Source organism: Glycomyces harbinensis, assembly GCF_900101745.1.
Classification (GTDB): domain Bacteria; phylum Actinomycetota; class Actinomycetes; order Mycobacteriales; family Micromonosporaceae; genus Glycomyces; species Glycomyces harbinensis.
This window is the reverse complement of record NZ_FNAD01000004.1, coordinates 75,389-93,733: the sequence shown is the minus strand read 5'-3', so window position 1 is coordinate 93,733 and position 18,345 is coordinate 75,389. Positions and strand designations below refer to the sequence as shown.

The window sequence follows — 18,345 nt, the reverse complement described above, 5'->3', positions numbered from 1 at the left end:
CCCGGCCGGACGGCGCCTCTGCGCGCGCCGCCGCAGACCGGGCCCGGGCTGCCGAGCGGCAGGGACACCCGTCCGCCGCGACCAGCGCACTCGCGCTCTCAACAGAAGTGGAAACCCTGTGAGCGAAACCCGTTCCGTCCCAGCCTTCGAGGCCGAGACCGAGGACCAAGGACACCCCCGCCGGTGGGCGATCCTCAGCGTCCTGGTCATCAGCCTCATCGTCGTCGTCCTCGACAACACCGTCCTCAACGTCGCCATGAAGACCCTCGCCGAACCCGACCCCGTCGGCGTCGGCGCCACCCAGAGCGACCTCGCCTGGATGATCAACTCCTACACCCTGGTCTTCGCCGGCCTCCTGTTCGCCTCCGGCGTCATCGGCGACCGCCTCGGCCGCAAGAGAATGCTCATCGCCGGCCTCGTGGTCTTCGGCATCGCCTCACTGCTGTCGGCCTACGCCACCACCCCCGACCAGCTCATCTGGTACCGGGCCCTCATGGGCGCCGGCGCGGCGATCATGATGCCCTCGACGCTGTCGCTCCTGCGCAACGTCTTCTCCACCAAGGAGTTCCCCAAGGCCCTCGGCATCTGGACCGGCGCGGTCGGCATCGGCGGCGCCATCGGCCCGATCGTCGGCGGCGCGCTCCTGGAGCACTTCTGGTGGGGCTCGGTCTTCCTCATCAACGTGCCGATCGTCGTCTTCGGCCTCATCGCCATCATGATCCTCGCCCCCGAGTCCAAGGGCAGCCAGGCCAAGGCCGACTTCGTCGGCATGGCCCTGTCCATGATCGGCCTCGTCAGCCTCACCTACGGCATCATCGAAGCCGGCGACGCCGGCTCCTGGGCCGGCATCGAGGTCTGGGGCACCATCGCCCTCGGCGTGATCGTCCTGGTCGGCTTCGTCCTCTGGGAGCGGCGCATCCCGCACGCCTCCCTCGACATGAAGCTGTTCAAGAACCGGCGCTTCTCGGCCTCCTCGGCCATCATCACCCTGACGTTCTTCGGGATGATGGGCCTGATGTTCTTCATGACCTTCTACCTCCAGCTGCTCAAGGGCTACTCGCCGCTGGAGACCGGTCTGCTGTTCCTCCCGTTCGGCGCCTCGATGCTCGTCTTCGCACCCATGTCGAACTCCCTGGTGCAGCGCTTCGGCGCCAAGGCCGTCGGCATCGTCGCGATGCTCCTGGTGATCACCAACTTCCTGGTCACCGCGTTCGTCTTCGAGGCCGACACCCCCGTCTGGGTCGTCATCGTCCTGTTCGCCATCACCGGCGCCGGCATGGCCAACCTCATGCCGCCCGCGATGAACACGCTCATGTCCTCGGTCCCGAAGGAGAAGGCCGGAGTCGGCTCGGCGCTGGCCAACACCCTGCGCCAGGTCGGCGGCGCCCTCGGCGTCGCCGTGCTCGGCACGATCATGGCCCAGTCCTACCAGTCCGAGATCACCGAGACCGCGCCGCAGCTGTCGGACGAGGCCCGCGAGTCCTACGCCTCCACGTACGGGGCGCTGGAATCCGGGCTGGTGCCGCAGGAGACGGCCGGCCAGGTCGTCCAGGCCGCCAACGACTCCTTCATCACCGCACTGCACACCACCGCGCTCGCCGCGGTCGCGGTCGGCGTCGTCGGACTCGTCGTCATCGCCCTGTTCTTCCCCGGCCGCCGCCGGGGTGAGACCGACGAGACCTCGCCCGAGCAGGCCGCCGAGCCCGCCCTCGTCGAGGTCTGAGGAACAATGGAGTCATGCCTCCCGAGCTCAGCGCAGTGACGACCGGTCCCGACGAGTCCGCCGGGGCGGCCCCCGCCAAGGGCCGCCCCCGCAGTGAGGCGGTCAGCCAGTCGATCCTGGAAGCCGCCCTGGACCTCATCGCCGAGCACGGGACCATCACCGACGTCAGCGTCGAGGCCATCGCCGAACGGTCGGGCGTCTCGAAGGCCACGATCTACCGGCGCTGGCCCTCGAAGGAGGAGCTCATCGTCACCGCCGTCGAGCGGCTCAAGGCGCCGATACCGACGACCATGCCGCGGACCTCGCTGCGCGACGACCTGACCCACATCGCGAACAACATGCGCAAGACGTTCGGCGCGAGGGACCGCAAGGTCTTCAAGTGCATGATGACCGCGGTGAAGGAACCGGAGTACAAGGAGCACCACGACCGCATGGTCGAGCACCGGCGCCTCTTCGTCCGCGAGACCTTCGCCCACTGGGCCGAGCGCGGCGAGCTGGCCGACGACGTCGACCTCGACCTGGCCGTGGCCATGTTCATCAGCCCGCTCCTGACGATCTTCGTCTACGGGCACTACAGCGAGCTGAACCGGCCCGACACCGTCGAGCAGTTCGTCGGCACCCTGCTGCGCGGCATCGGCGGCCCGCTCTGCGAGTCCAGGGCCTGAAGCACGGGAGACACGCGGCCCCGGCCGGTCTGATGACCGGCCGGGGCCGCTTCCGTTCCCCTGCGGAGACCGGTAAAGACCGGGCCCCGCCGTCCCGCGGGGCCCGGTCACCGGAAGGAACCGAGGATGTGGTCTATGGGGGCCCGGCGATCCGCCTCCCGGAGAGCGCCGGGCCCATTGATATAGCAGCCGTCAGTTGACCGGCGGGTAGGCGTTCTCGAGGAGCTCCTGGAACTGCTCGGAGGACCAGTGGCCCGAGATCGGCATGTCGTCGCGAGCACCGGACGGGTTGTTGCCGTTGCGGATGTTGCCCTGGTAGTCGGGGTCGCACATCTCGTCGAAGCCCTTGCCCTCGTCGTTGTCGATCAGCTCCGAGGAGCCGTCCGACTCACCGGGGGGCTTGATCCACACGTAGGCGTCGATCCAGGGCTCGGGGTCGGCCTGCGGCCGCTCGCCGAGGCCGGCACCGGCCTGGTTGCACCAGTTGCCCTTCTGGAAGCGCTGGTCGAGCCGCGACTCGTCCACGAACGTCACCGGGTCGGTCGAGGTCGAGGTGCCGGTCGGACGGTAGTCGCCGCCCCAGCCGTTGCGGCTGGTGTCGATCAGCATGCCGATGTCCTCGTTGAACCCGTTGTCGATCAGTTCTTCACGCATGGCCTCCGTGAAGTCCTTCTCGTTGTTGAAGTCGTTCCAGTCCACCCACGGGAGGTTGGGGTTCTGGTTCAGCGCCTGGCCGCCGACGTTCTGGTTGACCGCCCAGTAGGGCTCTTCCAGCGCCGAGTAGTTCGCGGTGTTGGAGATGAAGCCGTGGACGTCGTCCGCGGTCATGCCGTTCTCGCCGATGAGCGAACCGAACAGGGCGGCGGACGCGTTGAAGTTGTCGTACTGCGCGTTGGTGTCGGCCCAACCGATCCAGCCGTGGTGGCCGGCGTCGATGTAGTTGTACGTGTTCGCCAGAGCGCCGAGCTCGGCGACCGCGTACGAGACGCCGTCGACGTAGTTGCCGTTGTTCTTCATGGTGTCGCAGTTGGCGGTCGCGGTCTCACGCGGCGACACGTTGGTCACCAGGTTCGGCAGCGAGTCGATCTCGATCACGTTGACGATCTTGAGGTCGGCGTACTTGGCCAGGCCCTGGATCTCCACGATCGGGTCGATGTAGTCGTTCTTGTACTCGTCGATCTCACCCGCGGCCAGTTCGCCGTTGGAGGCGAGCGCGGCGCAGTCGCGACCGGGGAGGTTGTAGATGACGATCTGGATGACGTCGGCGCCCTGCGCCACGGCCTCGTCGAGGTGGTCTTCGAGACCCATCGAGCCCGTGGTCGGGGAGTCGTTGCCGTAGATCGCGCTGGTGCGGTCGAGCCACACGCCCGTGGGCTGGTCGGCGACGGCGTCGCCGCCCGGCTCGGCCGCGGCGCGCTCGGACCACTGCGGGTTCACGTAGACCTGCGACCCGGAGTAGGGGTTGTCGACCTTGTCGCCGCCACCGGGGTTGCCCGGGTCGGTCGGCTCGTCGGTGGTCGGCGGCTGGCTCGGACCGTTGCAGACGTCGCCGTTGATGGTGAACGTCCCGGGGGCCGTGGAGGAGCCGGAGCCGATGAAGCCGAAGATCTCACGGCTCTGGCCGGAGCTGATGGAAGCGTTCCACCCGACGTCGCCGCCGGTGAACGCGGTGCCGCTCTGGCTCCAGTCGACGTTCCACGCGCTGGAGATCGTGGTCCCCGAGGGGAAGTTCCACTTGATCTCCCAGCCGTTGATCGGCTCGTCGGCGGTGACCACGACATTGGCCTGGAATCCTGAGCCCCAGCTGCTGGTGACGTTGTAGTCGACTTCGCAGCCTTCTTCGGCGAGTGCCTGGTTCGCCGAAGCGAAGGTCAGCCCAGTGGCAGCGAGCGCGGCGACGGCCACACCGGTGACGGCCAGTCTCCTTCGTCTTCGAGGTACGTGCATAGTTCGATGTCCTTCAGGGTCGAAGGGCCGCTGTGAATCGGCCCAGAACGGGTGTCCACCGAGGGAAGCGCTCCCAAGGTGTGCATTGATAATCTCCGATATATAGATGGACTGTCAAGAGGTAAGCCGGGATATTTCCAGCGTCGAGCCCGTATTCGCAGTGGATTCGAAGGCGCGGATCTGACCGGCAAGCGCTTGAATCAGTGAAAACGCTCCCGCGGAACCGGACGGTTCCCTTAGAAAAACTTCTTCACCGCAACGGCTTCCGCGTCGCCGGTATCCGCGGCGACCGCTTTCCCGGGCGCACGACGGCGGGGCCGCGCTCTCGCGCGGCCCCGCCGTCCTGTCACGGGCGAAGTGCCGGTTCGCCCTCAGCCTCCCTCAGCCCACCGGGGGATAGGCGTTCTGGAGGAGTTCCTGGAACTGCTCGGAGGACCAGTGGCCCGACAGCGGCATGTCGTCGCGGGCGCCGCTCGGGTTGTTGCCGTTGCGCGGGTTGCCCTGGTAGTCGGGGTCGCACATCTCGTCGAAGCCCTTGCCCTCGTCGTTCGGGATCTCCTCGGAGGCCCCGTCGGACTCGCCCGGAGGCTTGATCCAGACATAGGCGTCGATCCACGGCTCGGGCGAGGCCTGCGGGCGCTCGCCGAGGCCGGCACCGGCCTGGTTGCACCAGTTGCCCTTCTGGATGCGCTGGTCGATACGGGAATCGTCGACGAAGGTCACCGGGTCGGTCGAGGTCGACGGGCCCGTGGGCCGGTAGTCGCCGCCCCAGCCGTTGCGGCTGGTGTCGATGAGCATGCCGATGTCCTCGTTGAACCCGTTGGCGATGAGCTCCTCGCGAAGGGCCTCGGTGAAGTCCTTCTCGTTGTTGAAGTCGTTCCAGTCGACCCAGGGCAGGTTCGGGTTCTGGTTCAGCGGCTGCCCGCCGACGTTCTGGTCGACCGTCCAGTACGGCTCCTCGAGCACCGAGTAGTTCGCGGTGTTGGAGATGAAGCCGTGGATGTGGTCGGCCGTCATGCCGTTCTGGCCGATGAGCGAGCCGAAGAGCGCCGCCGAGGCGTTGAAGTTGTCGTACTCGGGGTTCGTGTCGCCCCAGCCGATCCAGCCGTGGTGGCCGGCGTCGATGTAGTTGTACGTGTTCGGCAGCGCGCCGAGCTCGGCCACGGCGTAGGAGACGCCGTCCTCGTAGTTGCCGTTCGACTTCATCTCGTCGCACTGCGGCGTGGCCGTCGCGCGGGGCGAGACGTTGGTGACCAGGTTCGGGAGCGAGTCGATCTCGATCACGTTGACGATCCTGAGGCCGGCGTACGCCGGGTCGCTCTGGATCGCCACGATCTCGTCGATGTACTCGGACTTGTACCGGTCGATCTCGTCCGCCGCCAGCTCGCCGTTGGAGGCGAGCGCCGCGCAGTCGCGGCCCGGCAGGTTGTAGATGACGACCTGGATGACGTCCGCGCCCTGGGCGACCGCCTCGTCGAGGTGGTCGGCCAGTCCCATCGAACCGGTCGTGGGGGAGTCGTTGCCCTCGATCGCGCTGATGCGGTCGAGCCACACGCCCGTGGGCTCGTCGGCGATCGCCTCGCCGCCGGGCTCGGCGGCCGCGTTGGCCGACCAGGTGGGGTTGACGTAGACCTGTGCGCCCTCGTAGGGGTTGTCGACCTTGGCCTGCGCGGCCCCCACTCCTTCGTCGGGGTTCTCCTCGGCGCCGGCGGTGTTCACCGCGACGGCGCTGACGGTGGCGGCCGCGAGCGTCGCCGCTGCGAGCGCTCCCAGGCGCCGCCCGCGCCTGCTCCTCGTGGTCTGCTTGCTTCGGTTGAGCGTCATGTGCCTTCCCTTGCTCGTGAGGCTGACGAACCGGTGGCGGCTCCGCAGGTACCGGGTGTACAGCGGAAGCGCTCCCAGTTTCACCGGACGCATCCGGATAACATCGAAGTTTGCCTATGTCTCACTGTGATGTCAAGGGTCTCGATACCGGAGAATCCAGAAAATTCCGATTAGCGGCTTAGATATCAACACAGGGTATTGATCCGACTTCGGAGCGTGGACAATTGCCCTAAATGGAACAAATCGGGTCCAAAATGGAGTGACGAAGGCATGACAGAAGCCCGCGCCCCCGATCTGAGGATCGGCGGCGCGGGCGTGCTCGATGGTCGATCGGCGCCGCCTGGCGGGCGGCGCCGAACATGCAAGAAGCCGGTCCCCGGTGCGTCCTGCCCCTGCCGTGTGCGGCTTCGGGGGCGGTGCGGGACCGGCTTGTGCCGGACGGTTTGCGGCTCGCGGTGGTCCTTCGCGAGACCCGATCGGCCTCGCGGTCTCCCGCGCGACCAGTCGATCTACTGTTGGGTGTGCCCTTCGAAAGCGGCCTGTGCTCCAGCGTCGCCTTCCAGCAGCGCGCGGACCTCGGATTCGCGGAACCGACGGTGACCGCCCGGTGTGCGAATGCTCCCGATCCGGCCGGCTGCGGCCCAGCGCGTGACGGTCTTCGGATCGACGCGGAACAGCGAGGCAACTTCGCCGGGTGTGAGTAGGCGGTCCTCGGTCTCCATGATTTCTTCCTCCCCGTGATGAAGACTCACTTCGTGCGTTAAACCCATTACACCACTATTCAGTCAAACCTGCCATGAGTTCTTGGACATACTTTCGGTCGGTAGGTTTTGCCTGAAAGTACCACGCGTATGTCAACGGCGCTCTGAGCCGATTCCGACGCTCTAGGAGTTCCCGGGTATGAGGTAGGCACAGGGCGCAAGTGGCAACTCTGGTTATCCTCAACAGGTGGACGAGATCGACCAGACCATCGTGAACCTCTTGCGCACCGACGGGCGTACCTCCTACGCCGAGCTGGCGCGCAGGGTCGGTCTCACCGCGCCCTCGGTGCAGGACAGGGTGACCAAGCTCGAGAAGAACGGCGTCGTCACCGGCTACCGGGCGGTGGTCGACACCGAGCTGATCGGCCTCGGCATCACCGCGCTCATCGGCATCATCCCCGACAACTCGGCCGACCACCAGGACATCTGCGAACGCCTTCGCGCCATTCCGCAGATCGAGTCCTGCTATTTCCTCGCCGGCGTCGAGTGCTATCAGCTCAAGGTCCGCGTGCCCAAGATGGGCGATCTGGAAAAGCTCATCCACCGCGTCGGCGCGATCCCCGGCGTCGCCCAGACCCGCACCACCATCACGCTGTCGACCAAGTGGGAGGACCGGCCGCAGCCGGTGCCGACGGACGGGGACGGGCATGGAGTCGATTGACCGCACCAGGAGCCGGCTCTGGACCAACTGGGCGATAACCACAGTGGAGGCCGACGCGAACCGGTCGGCCGACACGCACCTGCTCCCGTTCCCACTCCCGCCGGAATGGGGAGTGGACCTTTACCTCAAGGACGAGTCGACCCACCCGACCGGCTCGCTCAAGCACCGGCTCGCGCGATCCCTGTTCCTCTACGCGATCTGCAACGGCTGGGTCGACGAGGGCACGCCGATCATCGAGGCCTCCAGCGGATCGACGGCCGTGAGCGAGGCGTACTTCGCGCGGATGCTCGGCCTGCCGTTCACCGCGGTGATGCCGGAGTCGACCAGCCGTTCGAAGATCGAGCAGATCGAGTTCTACGGCGGCAGGGCGCATCTGGTGCGCGACGCGACGCGGGTGTGCGCCGAGGCCGAGCGGCTCGCGGCCGAGACCGGCGGCCACTTCATGGACCAGTTCACCTACGCCGAGCGGGCCACGGACTGGCGCGGCAACAACAACATCGCCGAATCGGTGTTCGACCAGATGCGCCTGGAGCGCCACCCGGTGCCCGCCTGGGTCGTCGTCGGCGCCGGGACCGGCGGCACCTCGGCCACCATCGGCCGCTATGTGCGCTACCGGAAGTACGCGACGAGCCTGTGCGTGGTCGACCCCGAGCGCTCGGCGTTCTTCGCCGGATGGCGCGACGGCGACCCGGAGGCGACCGCGAGCGGCTCGCGCATCGAGGGCATCGGCAGGCCGAAGGTCGAACCGTCGTTCGTGCCGGCCCTGGTGGACCGCATGGTGAAGGTGGACGACGCCGAGTCGATCGCGTGCCTGCGCTGGGCTTCGGAGCGGCTCGGGCGGCGCCTCGGCGGGTCGACGGGGACGAACCTCGTGGCGGCGCTGGCGATCATCGCGGAGATGCGCGGGAGCGGGCAGGGCGGGAGCATCGTGACGCTGCTGTGCGACTCGGGGATGCGCTACGGCGCCACCTACTTCGACGACGCATGGGTCGCGGCCCAGGGCATCGACCTGGCGGCCGCGGCCGAGAAGCTGGCCCCGCTGCTGCCGGCGTAGCCGGCGGCCGGGCCGTGGCGGCAGCGCGCGGCCGCACTCTTTCGGGTGACAACGCGGCCGCCGCGGCGGGTTCCTGTCGCACCCGCGCGGGAGGATCGGACTACCTTTCCCCGTGGTGGGCGGGGGGTGAGGACGGTATACGCGCGCGACTTCGGCGGGGCTTGTGCGAACGCTTGCAGCGGGTTACGATACTCGCCAAACAAATCGACAACCATCAGTACATCTATTGCTAAGTGCGGTCCCCCGGCAATCCCGGCACGGCCCGGGGAGCGCGCGGCGTCAGCGGTGCGGTCCGCCGCGGAGTTGAATCGTTTCATCTCCGCGGCGGCGAGTCGCCCTGCCGTCCTTCACCTCCCATCGACCGACCCCTCTCCTCACAGAGGCCGCGGCGCCGCTTCGGAACCGCTCGTCGTTTCGCAGCGCGGCGGCGCCGCGGTCTTCTCCTCTGAGCTCTGGAGCACACATGACACCACCCAAGCACCGCCCGAACCCGTTCGGCGCCAAGCTCTCCCGCCGCTCGCTCGGCGTCCTCGCCGGGCTCGGCGCCGGCGCGGCGGCCGGCGGCCTCCTCGGGTCCGGGGCCGCGAGCGCGGCCTTCACCCCCGGCGCCTGGTATCACCTCCAGTCCCGCTACTCCGGCCTCGTCCTGGAGATCGACGGCGCCTCCACGGCCAACGGCGCGCTCCTGGTGCAGCGCAACCGCACCTACGCGACCAACCAGCAGTTCCGCTTCGTCGCGGCCGGCGCCGGGTACTACAAGATCGAGGCCCGCCACTCCGGCCTCGCGCTCGACGTCTACGCCAAGTCGACCGCCAACGGCGCGAACATCGTCCAGTGGACGGCGAACACCGGCGCCAACCAGCAGTGGCAGATCATCGACGACGGCACCTGGCTGCGCTTCGTCAACCGCAACTCCGGCAAGGCCCTCGACGTCTGGGAATGGGCGATCGCCGAAGGCTCGCGCGTCTCCCAGTACGACAACCTCGCCGGGGTCAACCAGCAGTGGAAGCTCGTGCCCGCCGAGGCCGCGCCCGCCTCCGGCGTCCCGACGATCTACGTCGCCTCCGACTCCACCGCCCAGACCTACAACTCCTCGGCCTACCCCATGACCGGCTGGGGCCAGAAGCTCGGCGGCTGGATGGACGCCAACACCCGCATCGCCAACCACGCGATCGGCGGGCGCTCCTCGCGCTCCTTCATCGAGCAGGGCCGCCTGGCCGCGATCCTCGACGCCATCCAGCCCGGCGACTACCTCTACGTCCAGTTCGGGCACAACGACGCCGACTCCTCCAAGCCCGAGCGCTACACCTCTCCGGCGGACTACAAGCGGTACCTGCGCGACGACTACATGGCCGGGGCCGCGGCCAAGGGAGCGATCCCGGTGCTGCTCACCCCGGTCAACCGGCTCGACTACAACAGCTCGACCGGCCAGTTCAACACCTCGTTCGCGACCTACGCGGCGAAGGTCCACGAGCTGGTGAGCGAGACCGGCGTGAACCTGATCGACCTCGGGGCCCGCTCGCGCGCCTACCTCAACGCGATCGGCCCCGACCGCGCCAAGGACGTCTTCATGCACCTCGCGGCGGGGGAGTACCCGAACTACCCCGCCGGCCTGGCCGACTCGACCCACTTCCAGGACTACGGCGGCAACCAGATGGCGCGCCTCGTCGCCGAGGGGACGAGGGCCCTGAGCCGGCCCATCGCCGGCCACGTCCGCTGACACGGCGTTCCCGGATGCGGGGGCCGGTTCGGCCCCCGCACCCGCGGGACTGTCGGTCCCACCTGTCACCCTCGTATCGGGGGCCCCGCGGACCGGCTCCCGGTGCACTGCCCCTGCCCTGGTGACGCAGACATCGACATGTATTGACTTTCAGCGATCCGCTCGGTACCGTCCCTTTGGCAGTAAACGCTTGCCCAGTGATCCGTCGCGATATTGAAACGATTCACTCACGCTTGCCCCCGCAAGCCCCCTCCTCCTCACTACGGAAGTGAACATGAGGCCCATGACTCCTCCTCCACCCCACTCGTGGCGCCGCCCCCTCGCGGCGCTCGCCGCCGGGGCGACCGCGCTCGCGGGCGTCCTCGTCGCAGGCGCCCCCTCCCAGGCCCAGGACGACGACGGCATCACCGTCTACCTCGCCTCCGACTCCACGGTCCAGACCTACGACCCCTACTACGAGCCGCAGGCCGGCTGGGGCCAGGTCGTAGACCGCTACTTCGACGACGAGGTCACGATCGCCAACCACGCGATCGGCGGTCGCTCCTCGCGCTCCTTCATCGAGCAGGGCCGCCTCGACGCGATCCTCGAGCTGATCCAGCCCGGCGACTACCTGTTCGTCCAGTTCGGACACAATGACGCCACCGTCTCGGTCCCCGAGCGCTACACCTCGCCCGAGGACTACAAGACCTACCTGCGCGACCACTACATCGCGGGCGCGATCGAGAAGGGCGCCGTCCCCGTCCTGGTCACCCCGGTCTCGCGCCGCAGCTTCGACGCCGACACCGGGGAGTTCAACACCTCCTTCCCCGAGTACGTGGAGAAGGTCTACGAGCTGCACGAGGAGACCGGCGTCGCGATGGTCGACCTGTCGGCCTCCTCGCGCGCCTATCTGAACGAGATCGGCCCCGAAGAGGCCAAGTCGGTGTTCCTGCACGTCCCGGCCGGGGTCTACCCGAACCGGCCGGCCGGCACCACCGACGACACCCACTTCCAGGAGTACGGCGCCATCCAGATGGCCCGCCTGGTCGCCGAGGAGACCGCCGCGCTCGGACTCCCGTTGTCGGAGCACGTGGTCGACGTCGCGCCGCCGGCCGACGTCCCGCCCGCGCCGACCGGCCTCACCGCCGACACGGTGTCCAACGCGAGCGTCACCCTGACCTGGACCGCGTCCGAGGGCGCCGACGTCTACCGCGTCTACGTCCGCGAAAGCGGCGGTGCATGGCGCCTGGGCACCACCGCCACCGTCGGCGTCGGCCGCGTCTCGGCCCTGACCGAGGACACCGCCTACGAGTTCGCGGTCGCCGCCGTCAACGCCAAGGGCGAGTCGGACCGGTCCGCGACCCTCGCGGTCACGACCGCCAGCGCGGGCTGGAAGTTCGACTTCGGCCCCGCGAGCCAGACCGTCGCGCCGGGCTTCACCGAGGTCAACCGCGCCAGCGCGTACTCCGCCGAGCTCGGCTACGGCTTCACCACGGACATGTCGACGGCGATCGACCGCGACCGCGGCGTCGCCGGCGACCCGGTCGGCAGCGACTTCGTGGCCTGGTTCGGCGGGAGCTACGACTTCGCGGTGGACCTGGCCCCGGGGCTGTACACCGCTCGGGTCTTCACCGGCGACTACTCCGGTTCGGCCCGTTCGAACTTCAAGTTCGAGGGCGTCGACTTCGGGGCGGCGAACGCCGGGTCCAGGTCGATCCTGACGAAGGACTTCGAGGGCGTCGTCGTCGAGGACGGCCAGTTGAACGTGAACGTCTCGGGCCAGACCGGGCACTTGAACGGCCTGGAGCTGACCCGGATCGGCGACGTGCCGGACTCGGGCGGGAACGGCCCCGACGAGCCGTGCGCCGACTGCGCGGCGGCGGTCGAGGACATCGACCGCGCGCCGGTGGCCGTGGCCGTGGAGGACGGGGTCTACGTCGGCTGGCGCAGCCTCGCCACCGACGGCGCGGACCTGGCGTTCAACGTCTACCGCGACGGGACGCTGCTCACCGTGGAGCCGACCGCGACGACGAACCTGACCGACACGGGCGGCTCGCCGAACTCGACGTACTGGATCGCCACGGTCGAGGACGGCGTGGAGACCGGCTACACGGACGCGTTCTCGGTCCTCGGCGAGCAGTTCATCGACGTGGACATGGACCGCCCCGAGGGCGGCACGACCCCTGACGGCGTCGCGTACACCTACAGCCCCAACGACGCCACGGTCGCCGACCTGGACGGCGACGGGGTCTACGAGCTGATCCAGAAGTGGGACCCGTCGAACGCGAAGGACAACTCCAAGAGCGGCTACACCGGGAACGTCTACGTGGACGCGTACACGCTGAGCGGTGAGCGCCTGTGGCGCATCGACCTGGGCGTGAACATCCGCGCCGGGGCGCACTACACCTTCCTCATGGCGTACGACCTCGACGGGGACGGCAGGTCGGAGGTGGCGCTGAAGACCGCCGACGGCACGGTGGACGGCGCGGGGACCGTGATCGGCGACGCCGGTGCGGACCACCGCAACTCGGGCGGGTACATCCTGTCGGGTCCGGAGTTCCTGACGGTGTTCGACGGCGCGACGGGCGCGGCGCTGGACACGGTCGACTTCCAGCCCGACCGCGGCGACGTGGCGGACTGGGGCGACGGCTACGGCAACCGCGTGGACCGGATCATGGCCGCGGTGGCGTATCTCGACGGGAGCACGCCGTCGCTGGTGACCACGCGCGGCATCTACACGAAGATGGAGCTCACCGCCTGGGACTTCTCCGGCGGGAGCCTGTCGGAGCGCTGGGCGTTCCGCTCCACCGAGTGGGGTTCGCAGTATTCGGGCCAGGGCAACCACAACCTGTCGGTGGCCGATGTGGATGCGGACGGGCGCGACGAGATCGTGTACGGGTCGCTGACGCTCAACGACGACGGCACGGTCCTCCAGTCGGCGGGCCTGGGCCACGGCGACGCGCTGCACGTGTCGGACTTCGACCCGTCCCGCGAGGGGTTGGAGGTCTTCAGCCCCTTCGAGAGCATGAGCTCCTCGGGGAACCGGGCGGCGGCCTTCCGCGACGCGGAGACGGGGGAGGTGCTGTGGTCGGTGCCGGGCACGCGCGACACCGGCCGGGGCACGTGCGGGGACATCGACCCGGACCATGCGGGCGCCGAGTGCTGGACCGTGTCGACCACGGGCGCTTGGAACTCGCGGGAAGGGGCGCTGCACGCGGCCGACGGGACGCTGATCGGGACGACGATCCCGTCGGCGAACTCGATGGTGTGGTGGGACGGCGACCTGGGCCGCGAGATCCTGGACCACGAGTTCGACGAGCCGAACTACGTGCCGGTCTATCCGTTCGTCGCCGAGTGGGACCCTGAGACGGGCACGCAGGAGGAGATCTTCACACCCGACGGGGTGCACACGAACAACGGCACGAAGGGGAACGCGGTCCTGACCGCCGACCTGCTCGGGGACTGGCGCGAGGAGGTGGTCCTGCGCAAGGACACGAATGACGGGGTGCGGATCTTCACCACGACGATCGAGACCGAGTACACGATCCCGACGCTGATGCAGGACCCGCAGTACCGCCTGGCGGTCGCGTGGCAGAACATCTCGTACAACCAGCCGCCGTGGCCGAGCTTCTTCATCGGCTACGGCATGGAGGCGCCCGCGTGGCGTCCGATCGCGGCGTCGGCGACCCGGGACGCGGCGGCCGCGCCGTACGCGTCGGCCTCGTGCGAGGTCGACTACCGCGTGGTCGCGGACTGGGGTTCGGGTTTCGTGGTGCAGGTCAAGGTCACGAACACCGGTGACGCGTCGATCGGCGAGTGGGATCTGGAGTGGCGGTCGGGCGGGGTCGAGTCGGTCCTGGTCGACTGGGGCGGCGCGATCGCGATCGACGGGGAGGCCGTGCGCGCGGACCCGGCGTTCTGGAACTTCCCGCTCAAGCCCGGGCACACGAGGCAGATCGGCTTCCAGGGCACCGGCGACCCGGACGATCCGGGCATGTTCCTGATGAACGGCCAGGTCTGCGCCGTCGCTTAGCGACTGCTCCGAGGTGCGGCCCGGGCGCTCACGCGTCCGGGCCGCTGCGCGTCTCCTCCGCTTCGGCGTCGGCGTCGGCGTCGGCGTCGACCTCGGCCTTCGCTTCGGCCTTGACCTTCTTCTTCTCCTTGTCGAACTTGAAGAGCCGGCCGACGCCGTTGGGGATCGCGGCCCGCTCGTACAGGTCGATGGCCCTGCCGCGCAGGGACGTCGCGGTCCACGCGGCGGCGAGCAGCAGCATCAGGTTGAAGAGGTAGAGGAACACCAGGAGGCCGACGGCGGTGGTCACCGCCTGGTAGGCGGGCCGGTCGGAGACGTGGAGGACGTAGATGCGGCCGACGGTCTTGAGGATCTCCGTGCCGACCGCGACCGCGACGGACGCCCAGAAGACCCGCCGCAGCGGCATGACGACCCGCGGCAGGGCCTGGAGGAGCACGATCGCGAGGACCGTGTTCGCGATGAGGCCCACGACGACCGAGACCCCCCGCACCAGGAACGCGAGGTTCCCGGTGACCTCGTCCCAGTCGAGCCAGGCCAGGACCACTTCGGCCCCGGCGGTCGCGCCGATGGTGATCAGGAGCAGCACGGACAGGCCGATGAGGATGCCGAAGTCGATGGCCCACCGCAGGAACGGGTTGCCCGGCTGCGCCTCGATGTCCCATACCTGGCGGATGGCCGCGCGCACCGACTGGACCCAGGCGACCCCGGCGACCACCAGCGCGACGGCCGCGAAGATCGTCACGGACTGGCGCGAGCTCTCCAGGACGCCGATGTCGATGACCGGGAGGTTCGTCTCCAGCCACTGCTCGACCGAGTTGTACACCTCGGGCACGTTGAGCATGAACCCGAAGATCGCGAGGGCCAGGAGCGACATGGAGAACGCCGCGAAGAAGGCGTAGTAGGAGATCGCGGCGGCCAGCTGGCCGCCGTGGACCTCGAAGTAGCGCTCCTGGGCGCGCCAGGCGTGGTCGACCAGGTTGGACCGCCTGCGGGAGGCCAGGAGCACCCGGTCCCACCAGGCGCCCAGGTCAGGGAACTTCACGCGTTGATTCTGGCAGAGGCCGGGGCGGCGCGAGAGCCCGACGCGTCAGGCGCCGCGGATGACCCAGGCGTCGGGGTCTTCCAGGAGCTTGGTGACCGAGGTCGGGAGGTCGTCGCTCGCGACCGCGGCGAGGGACACCGATTCGAGGATGTTGCGCTCGGAGACGCGCAGGGCGATCCACACGTTCGTCAGCGCGGTCGCGGTCCCGGAGTAGGAGACCTGCTCGGGCCGTTCGCCGCGGACGCCCACGAGCGGGCCGTCGACGGCGCGGATGACGTCGGCGAGGCTGATCTCCCCGCCGGGCCGGGCGAGCTGGTGGCCGCCCTCGGAGCCGCGCTTGGAGGCGGCGATGCCGCCGCGGCGCAGCTGGAGCAGGATCGACTCCAGGAACTTGCGCGGGATGCCCTGGTCCTCGGCTATCTGCTCGGCCGAGACCCACCGGTCGCCGTAGCCGGCGAGGGCCACGGCGGCTCGCAGTGCGTAGTCGACGCGGGCGGACAGGCGCATGAGGACTCCCTACTGGTTCTTCGTCGCGTGGGCGACGTCTCCGACTCTATCTCCCGAAAGCGCCTGCCCCGGCGGCGAGCGAACGGACGGCGGTCGGATCGTGCGGCGCGGCCGGTCAGTCGTCGATGAGCAGGCGCAGGTACATGGCGGTCTCGGCGGCGGCGAGGTCCGGGTCGCCGGCGATGATCGCCTCGATCGCGCGCGTGTGGTCTATGTGCGGCTCTTCGGCCAGGACCGGGCCGAGTCCGGCCCGGACGGTCTCGCGCAGCGACTCGGCCAGCTCGGAGTACAGCTCGGCGAGGAGCTTGTTGTGGCTGGCCTCGGCCACGGCCTGGTGCAGGGCGATGTCGGCCGCGACGAACGACTCGGTGTCGCCGACCTCGTGGGTCGCCTCGCGCTCGGCCAGGAGGATGCGCAGCCTGGTGATGTCGGCCTCGTCGCGGCGGTGGGCGGCCAGGCGCGCGGCCTCGACCTCCAGGCCCCGGCGGACCTCCATCGCGTCCGAGGCGGGGCTGGCGGCGATGCGGCGGCGCACGGCCGCGGTGACCTCGGAGCGCCCGACGACGAACGTGCCGGCGCCCTGGCGGATCTCCAGGAGTCCGGCGTGTGCCAGGGCCCGGACGCCTTCGCGGATGGTGTTGCGGCCGACGCCGAGGAGCTCGGCGAGCTCGCTCTCGGTGGGGATGCGCGAGCCGAGGCCCCATTCGCCGTCGCTGATCTGCCGGCGCAGCTGATCGATCACCTGATCGACGAGGGCGGACTTGCGTGTCGACTGCAATGCCACTGGCGGACCTGGCCTCTCCGGAGCGCTTCCACGGTCAGCGGGGGGCTGCCGGGGGGTGCGTGTTTCCCAACACTAGAAGGATTAAAGCAGACAGCCGTCGCGATACCGTTGACAGGCCGTTAATTCATCCCATGAATTGACTCGATTCTATCCTGGCTGCTCACGACGCACCAATGCGCCCGCGAACCAGTTGGACAACGGTTTCCACCCCGCCGGACCATTGCCCGCCTCCCGATCCCGGTAGGAGCCACGTGACGACCGATGCCGCCCGCGCCCACGGCGCCGCCGACGAGTCCGCCGCGCCCGCCCAGCGGTCCGGGCCCGACGCGCGCCACCCCGACGAGCACCCGGCCCCCGCGCCCCGCGCCGAACTCGCCGACCCCCCGGCCGGGAGCGCCGCCGCAGCCGCCGGCTGGATGCTCGTCGCCGGGATCATCCTCGCCGCCTTCAACTTCCGCACCGCCGTGACCAGCGTCGGCGCGATCCTCGCCGAACTGCGCACGGGACTGGGCATGTCCGAGACCGTCGCCGGGCTCCTCACCACCCTGCCCGTCCTCGCCTTCGCCGGCCTCGGCGCCTTCGCGCCCCGCCTCGCCCGCCGCTTCGGCCCGCGCCCGCTCCTGACCGGCGCGCTCCTGACCATGAGCCTGGGGCTCATCGCCCGCGCCTGGGCCCCCAACACCGCCGTCTTCCTGCTGTGCAGCCTCCTGGCGCTCGCCGCCGGCGCCATCGGCAACGTCGCGGTCCCGGTCATCGTCAAGCGCTACTTCCCCCACCGCATCGGCGTCATGACCACCGCCTACTCCACGACGCTCGCCGTCGGGACCGCCGTCGCCGCCGCGACCACCGCCCCCGTCGACCACCTCACCGGCGACTGGCGCATCGCGCTGGCCGTCTGGGCCCTCCCGGCGCTCATCGCGATCGTCCCGTGGCTGCTGTGGCGCCCGTCCGCGGCGGCCGCCGCCGCGAACCCGATCGGGCGCCTGCGCGGCGTCAGCCGCTCGCGCCTGGCCTGGATGATGCTGGTGGCCTTCGGCTGCCAGTCGGCCATCGCCTACATCCTCATGGGCTGGACCACCACGATCCTCGCCGACGACGGCATGGACGCGGCCGCCGCCGGGTCGATGCTCGGCCTGCTCACGATCGTGCAGATCCCCGTCTCGGTCGTCGTCCCGATCCTCACCGTCCGCTGGGGCCCCAGGCCGGTCTTCCTCATCCTCATGGCCTGCTACCCGCCCGCCCTCGCCGCGCTCTGGATCGACGGCGGCGGCCCGCTCACCTGGACCGCCATGGTCCTGTTCGGCATCGGCACCTCGGTGTTCCCCCTGATCCTGACCCTGTTCGGGCTCCGGGCCCGCACGCCCGCCGGCACCAGCGCCCTGTCCTCGTTCGCCCAGTCCGGCGGCTACCTCATCGCCGGGTCCGGCCCGCTCGCGGTCGGCTGGGTCTTCGGCCTCACCGGCTCCTGGACCGTCCCGTTCACGGTCGTCGGCGCCCTCGCCGCGGTCCTGTTCTTCGCCGGCCTGTACGTCACGCGCGAGCGCTTCATCGAGGACGAGCTCCACCCCGCATAGCACTGGCGCCCACCAGACCTCCTGGATAGCGGACGAAAAGGGGCAAACGATCCCCCGCTCCCAGGCGCGAA

General features: G+C 69.4%; 13 protein-coding genes. 7 read left to right on the top strand and 6 right to left on the bottom strand.

All coding sequences use genetic code 11. The annotated features are described in order from the left end of the window. Positions 1 to 118 precede the first annotated feature (118 nt). Positions 119 to 1,723, top strand: coding sequence for an MFS transporter (locus tag BLQ63_RS08665; RefSeq protein ID WP_245680908.1), 1,605 nt, complete (start codon positions 119 to 121; stop codon positions 1,721 to 1,723). A 14-nt stretch (positions 1,724 to 1,737) separates the two neighbouring features. Then, on the top strand, positions 1,738 to 2,388 hold the full coding sequence (locus BLQ63_RS08660) for a TetR/AcrR family transcriptional regulator (protein ID WP_091031875.1): 651 nt from the start codon (positions 1,738 to 1,740) through the stop codon (positions 2,386 to 2,388). 192 nt (positions 2,389 to 2,580) lie between these two features. Here BLQ63_RS08660 and BLQ63_RS08655 read toward each other — a convergent pair whose 3' ends face one another. The 3 genes from BLQ63_RS08655 to BLQ63_RS08645 form a co-directional block, all read right to left on the bottom strand. Next, positions 2,581 to 4,335, bottom strand: a complete 1,755-nt coding sequence (locus tag BLQ63_RS08655) for a glycoside hydrolase family 6 protein (protein WP_091031873.1) — start codon at positions 4,333 to 4,335, stop codon at positions 2,581 to 2,583. A 381-nt stretch (positions 4,336 to 4,716) separates the two neighbouring features. Next, the gene (locus BLQ63_RS08650) at positions 4,717 to 6,159 is read right to left on the bottom strand and encodes a glycoside hydrolase family 6 protein (protein WP_281187693.1); all 1,443 of its coding nucleotides are present in this window, start codon (positions 6,157 to 6,159) and stop codon (positions 4,717 to 4,719) included. A gap of 509 nt (positions 6,160 to 6,668) precedes the next feature. Continuing rightward, a complete protein-coding gene (locus tag BLQ63_RS08645) occupies positions 6,669 to 6,881 on the bottom strand; it encodes a BldC family transcriptional regulator (protein WP_091031866.1) in 213 nt (70 codons plus the stop codon). A 226-nt stretch (positions 6,882 to 7,107) separates the two neighbouring features. Between BLQ63_RS08645 and BLQ63_RS08640 the strand changes: the two genes are divergently transcribed. The 4 genes from BLQ63_RS08640 to BLQ63_RS08625 all read left to right on the top strand — a co-directional run bounded on the left by BLQ63_RS08640 (position 7,108) and on the right by BLQ63_RS08625 (position 14,367). Next, positions 7,108 to 7,581: an Lrp/AsnC family transcriptional regulator gene (locus BLQ63_RS08640; RefSeq protein WP_091031863.1), complete on the top strand. Its 474-nt coding sequence runs from the start codon at positions 7,108 to 7,110 to the stop codon at positions 7,579 to 7,581. Next, positions 7,568 to 8,635, top strand: coding sequence for an L-cysteine desulfhydrase Cds1 (gene cds1, locus BLQ63_RS08635; RefSeq protein ID WP_091031858.1), 1,068 nt, complete (start codon positions 7,568 to 7,570; stop codon positions 8,633 to 8,635). The genes BLQ63_RS08640 and cds1 overlap by 14 nt, the downstream gene beginning before the upstream one ends. 463 nt (positions 8,636 to 9,098) lie before the next feature. Then, complete coding sequence (locus BLQ63_RS08630; protein WP_091031855.1) at positions 9,099 to 10,355, top strand: RICIN domain-containing protein; 1,257 nt, start codon at positions 9,099 to 9,101, stop codon at positions 10,353 to 10,355. A gap of 283 nt (positions 10,356 to 10,638) precedes the next feature. After that, entirely contained in the window at positions 10,639 to 14,367 is a 3,729-nt protein-coding gene (locus tag BLQ63_RS08625) for a rhamnogalacturonan lyase family protein (protein WP_177154846.1), read from the top strand. A 28-nt stretch (positions 14,368 to 14,395) separates the two neighbouring features. Here the strand turns inward: BLQ63_RS08625 and BLQ63_RS08620 are convergent, their stop codons facing one another. From BLQ63_RS08620 to BLQ63_RS08610, 3 genes are all read right to left on the bottom strand, one after another. Then, positions 14,396 to 15,409 carry a YihY/virulence factor BrkB family protein gene (locus tag BLQ63_RS08620; RefSeq protein WP_091031849.1) on the bottom strand — a complete coding sequence of 338 codons (1,014 nt, stop codon included), beginning with the start codon at positions 15,407 to 15,409 and terminating at the stop codon, positions 14,396 to 14,398. Between the two features lie 45 nt (positions 15,410 to 15,454). Then, on the bottom strand, positions 15,455 to 15,916 hold the full coding sequence (locus BLQ63_RS08615) for an RrF2 family transcriptional regulator (RefSeq protein WP_091031846.1): 462 nt from the start codon (positions 15,914 to 15,916) through the stop codon (positions 15,455 to 15,457). A 115-nt stretch (positions 15,917 to 16,031) separates the two neighbouring features. Continuing rightward, the gene (locus BLQ63_RS08610; RefSeq protein WP_091031842.1) at positions 16,032 to 16,700 is read right to left on the bottom strand and encodes a FadR/GntR family transcriptional regulator; all 669 of its coding nucleotides are present in this window, start codon (positions 16,698 to 16,700) and stop codon (positions 16,032 to 16,034) included. Between the two features lie 251 nt (positions 16,701 to 16,951). Here BLQ63_RS08610 and BLQ63_RS08605 point away from each other — a divergent pair, with 251 nt between their 5' ends. Beyond that, positions 16,952 to 18,274 (top strand): MFS transporter, encoded by a 1,323-nt coding sequence (locus BLQ63_RS08605; RefSeq protein WP_245680907.1) that lies wholly within the window; start codon positions 16,952 to 16,954, stop codon positions 18,272 to 18,274. Positions 18,275 to 18,345 lie beyond the last annotated feature (71 nt).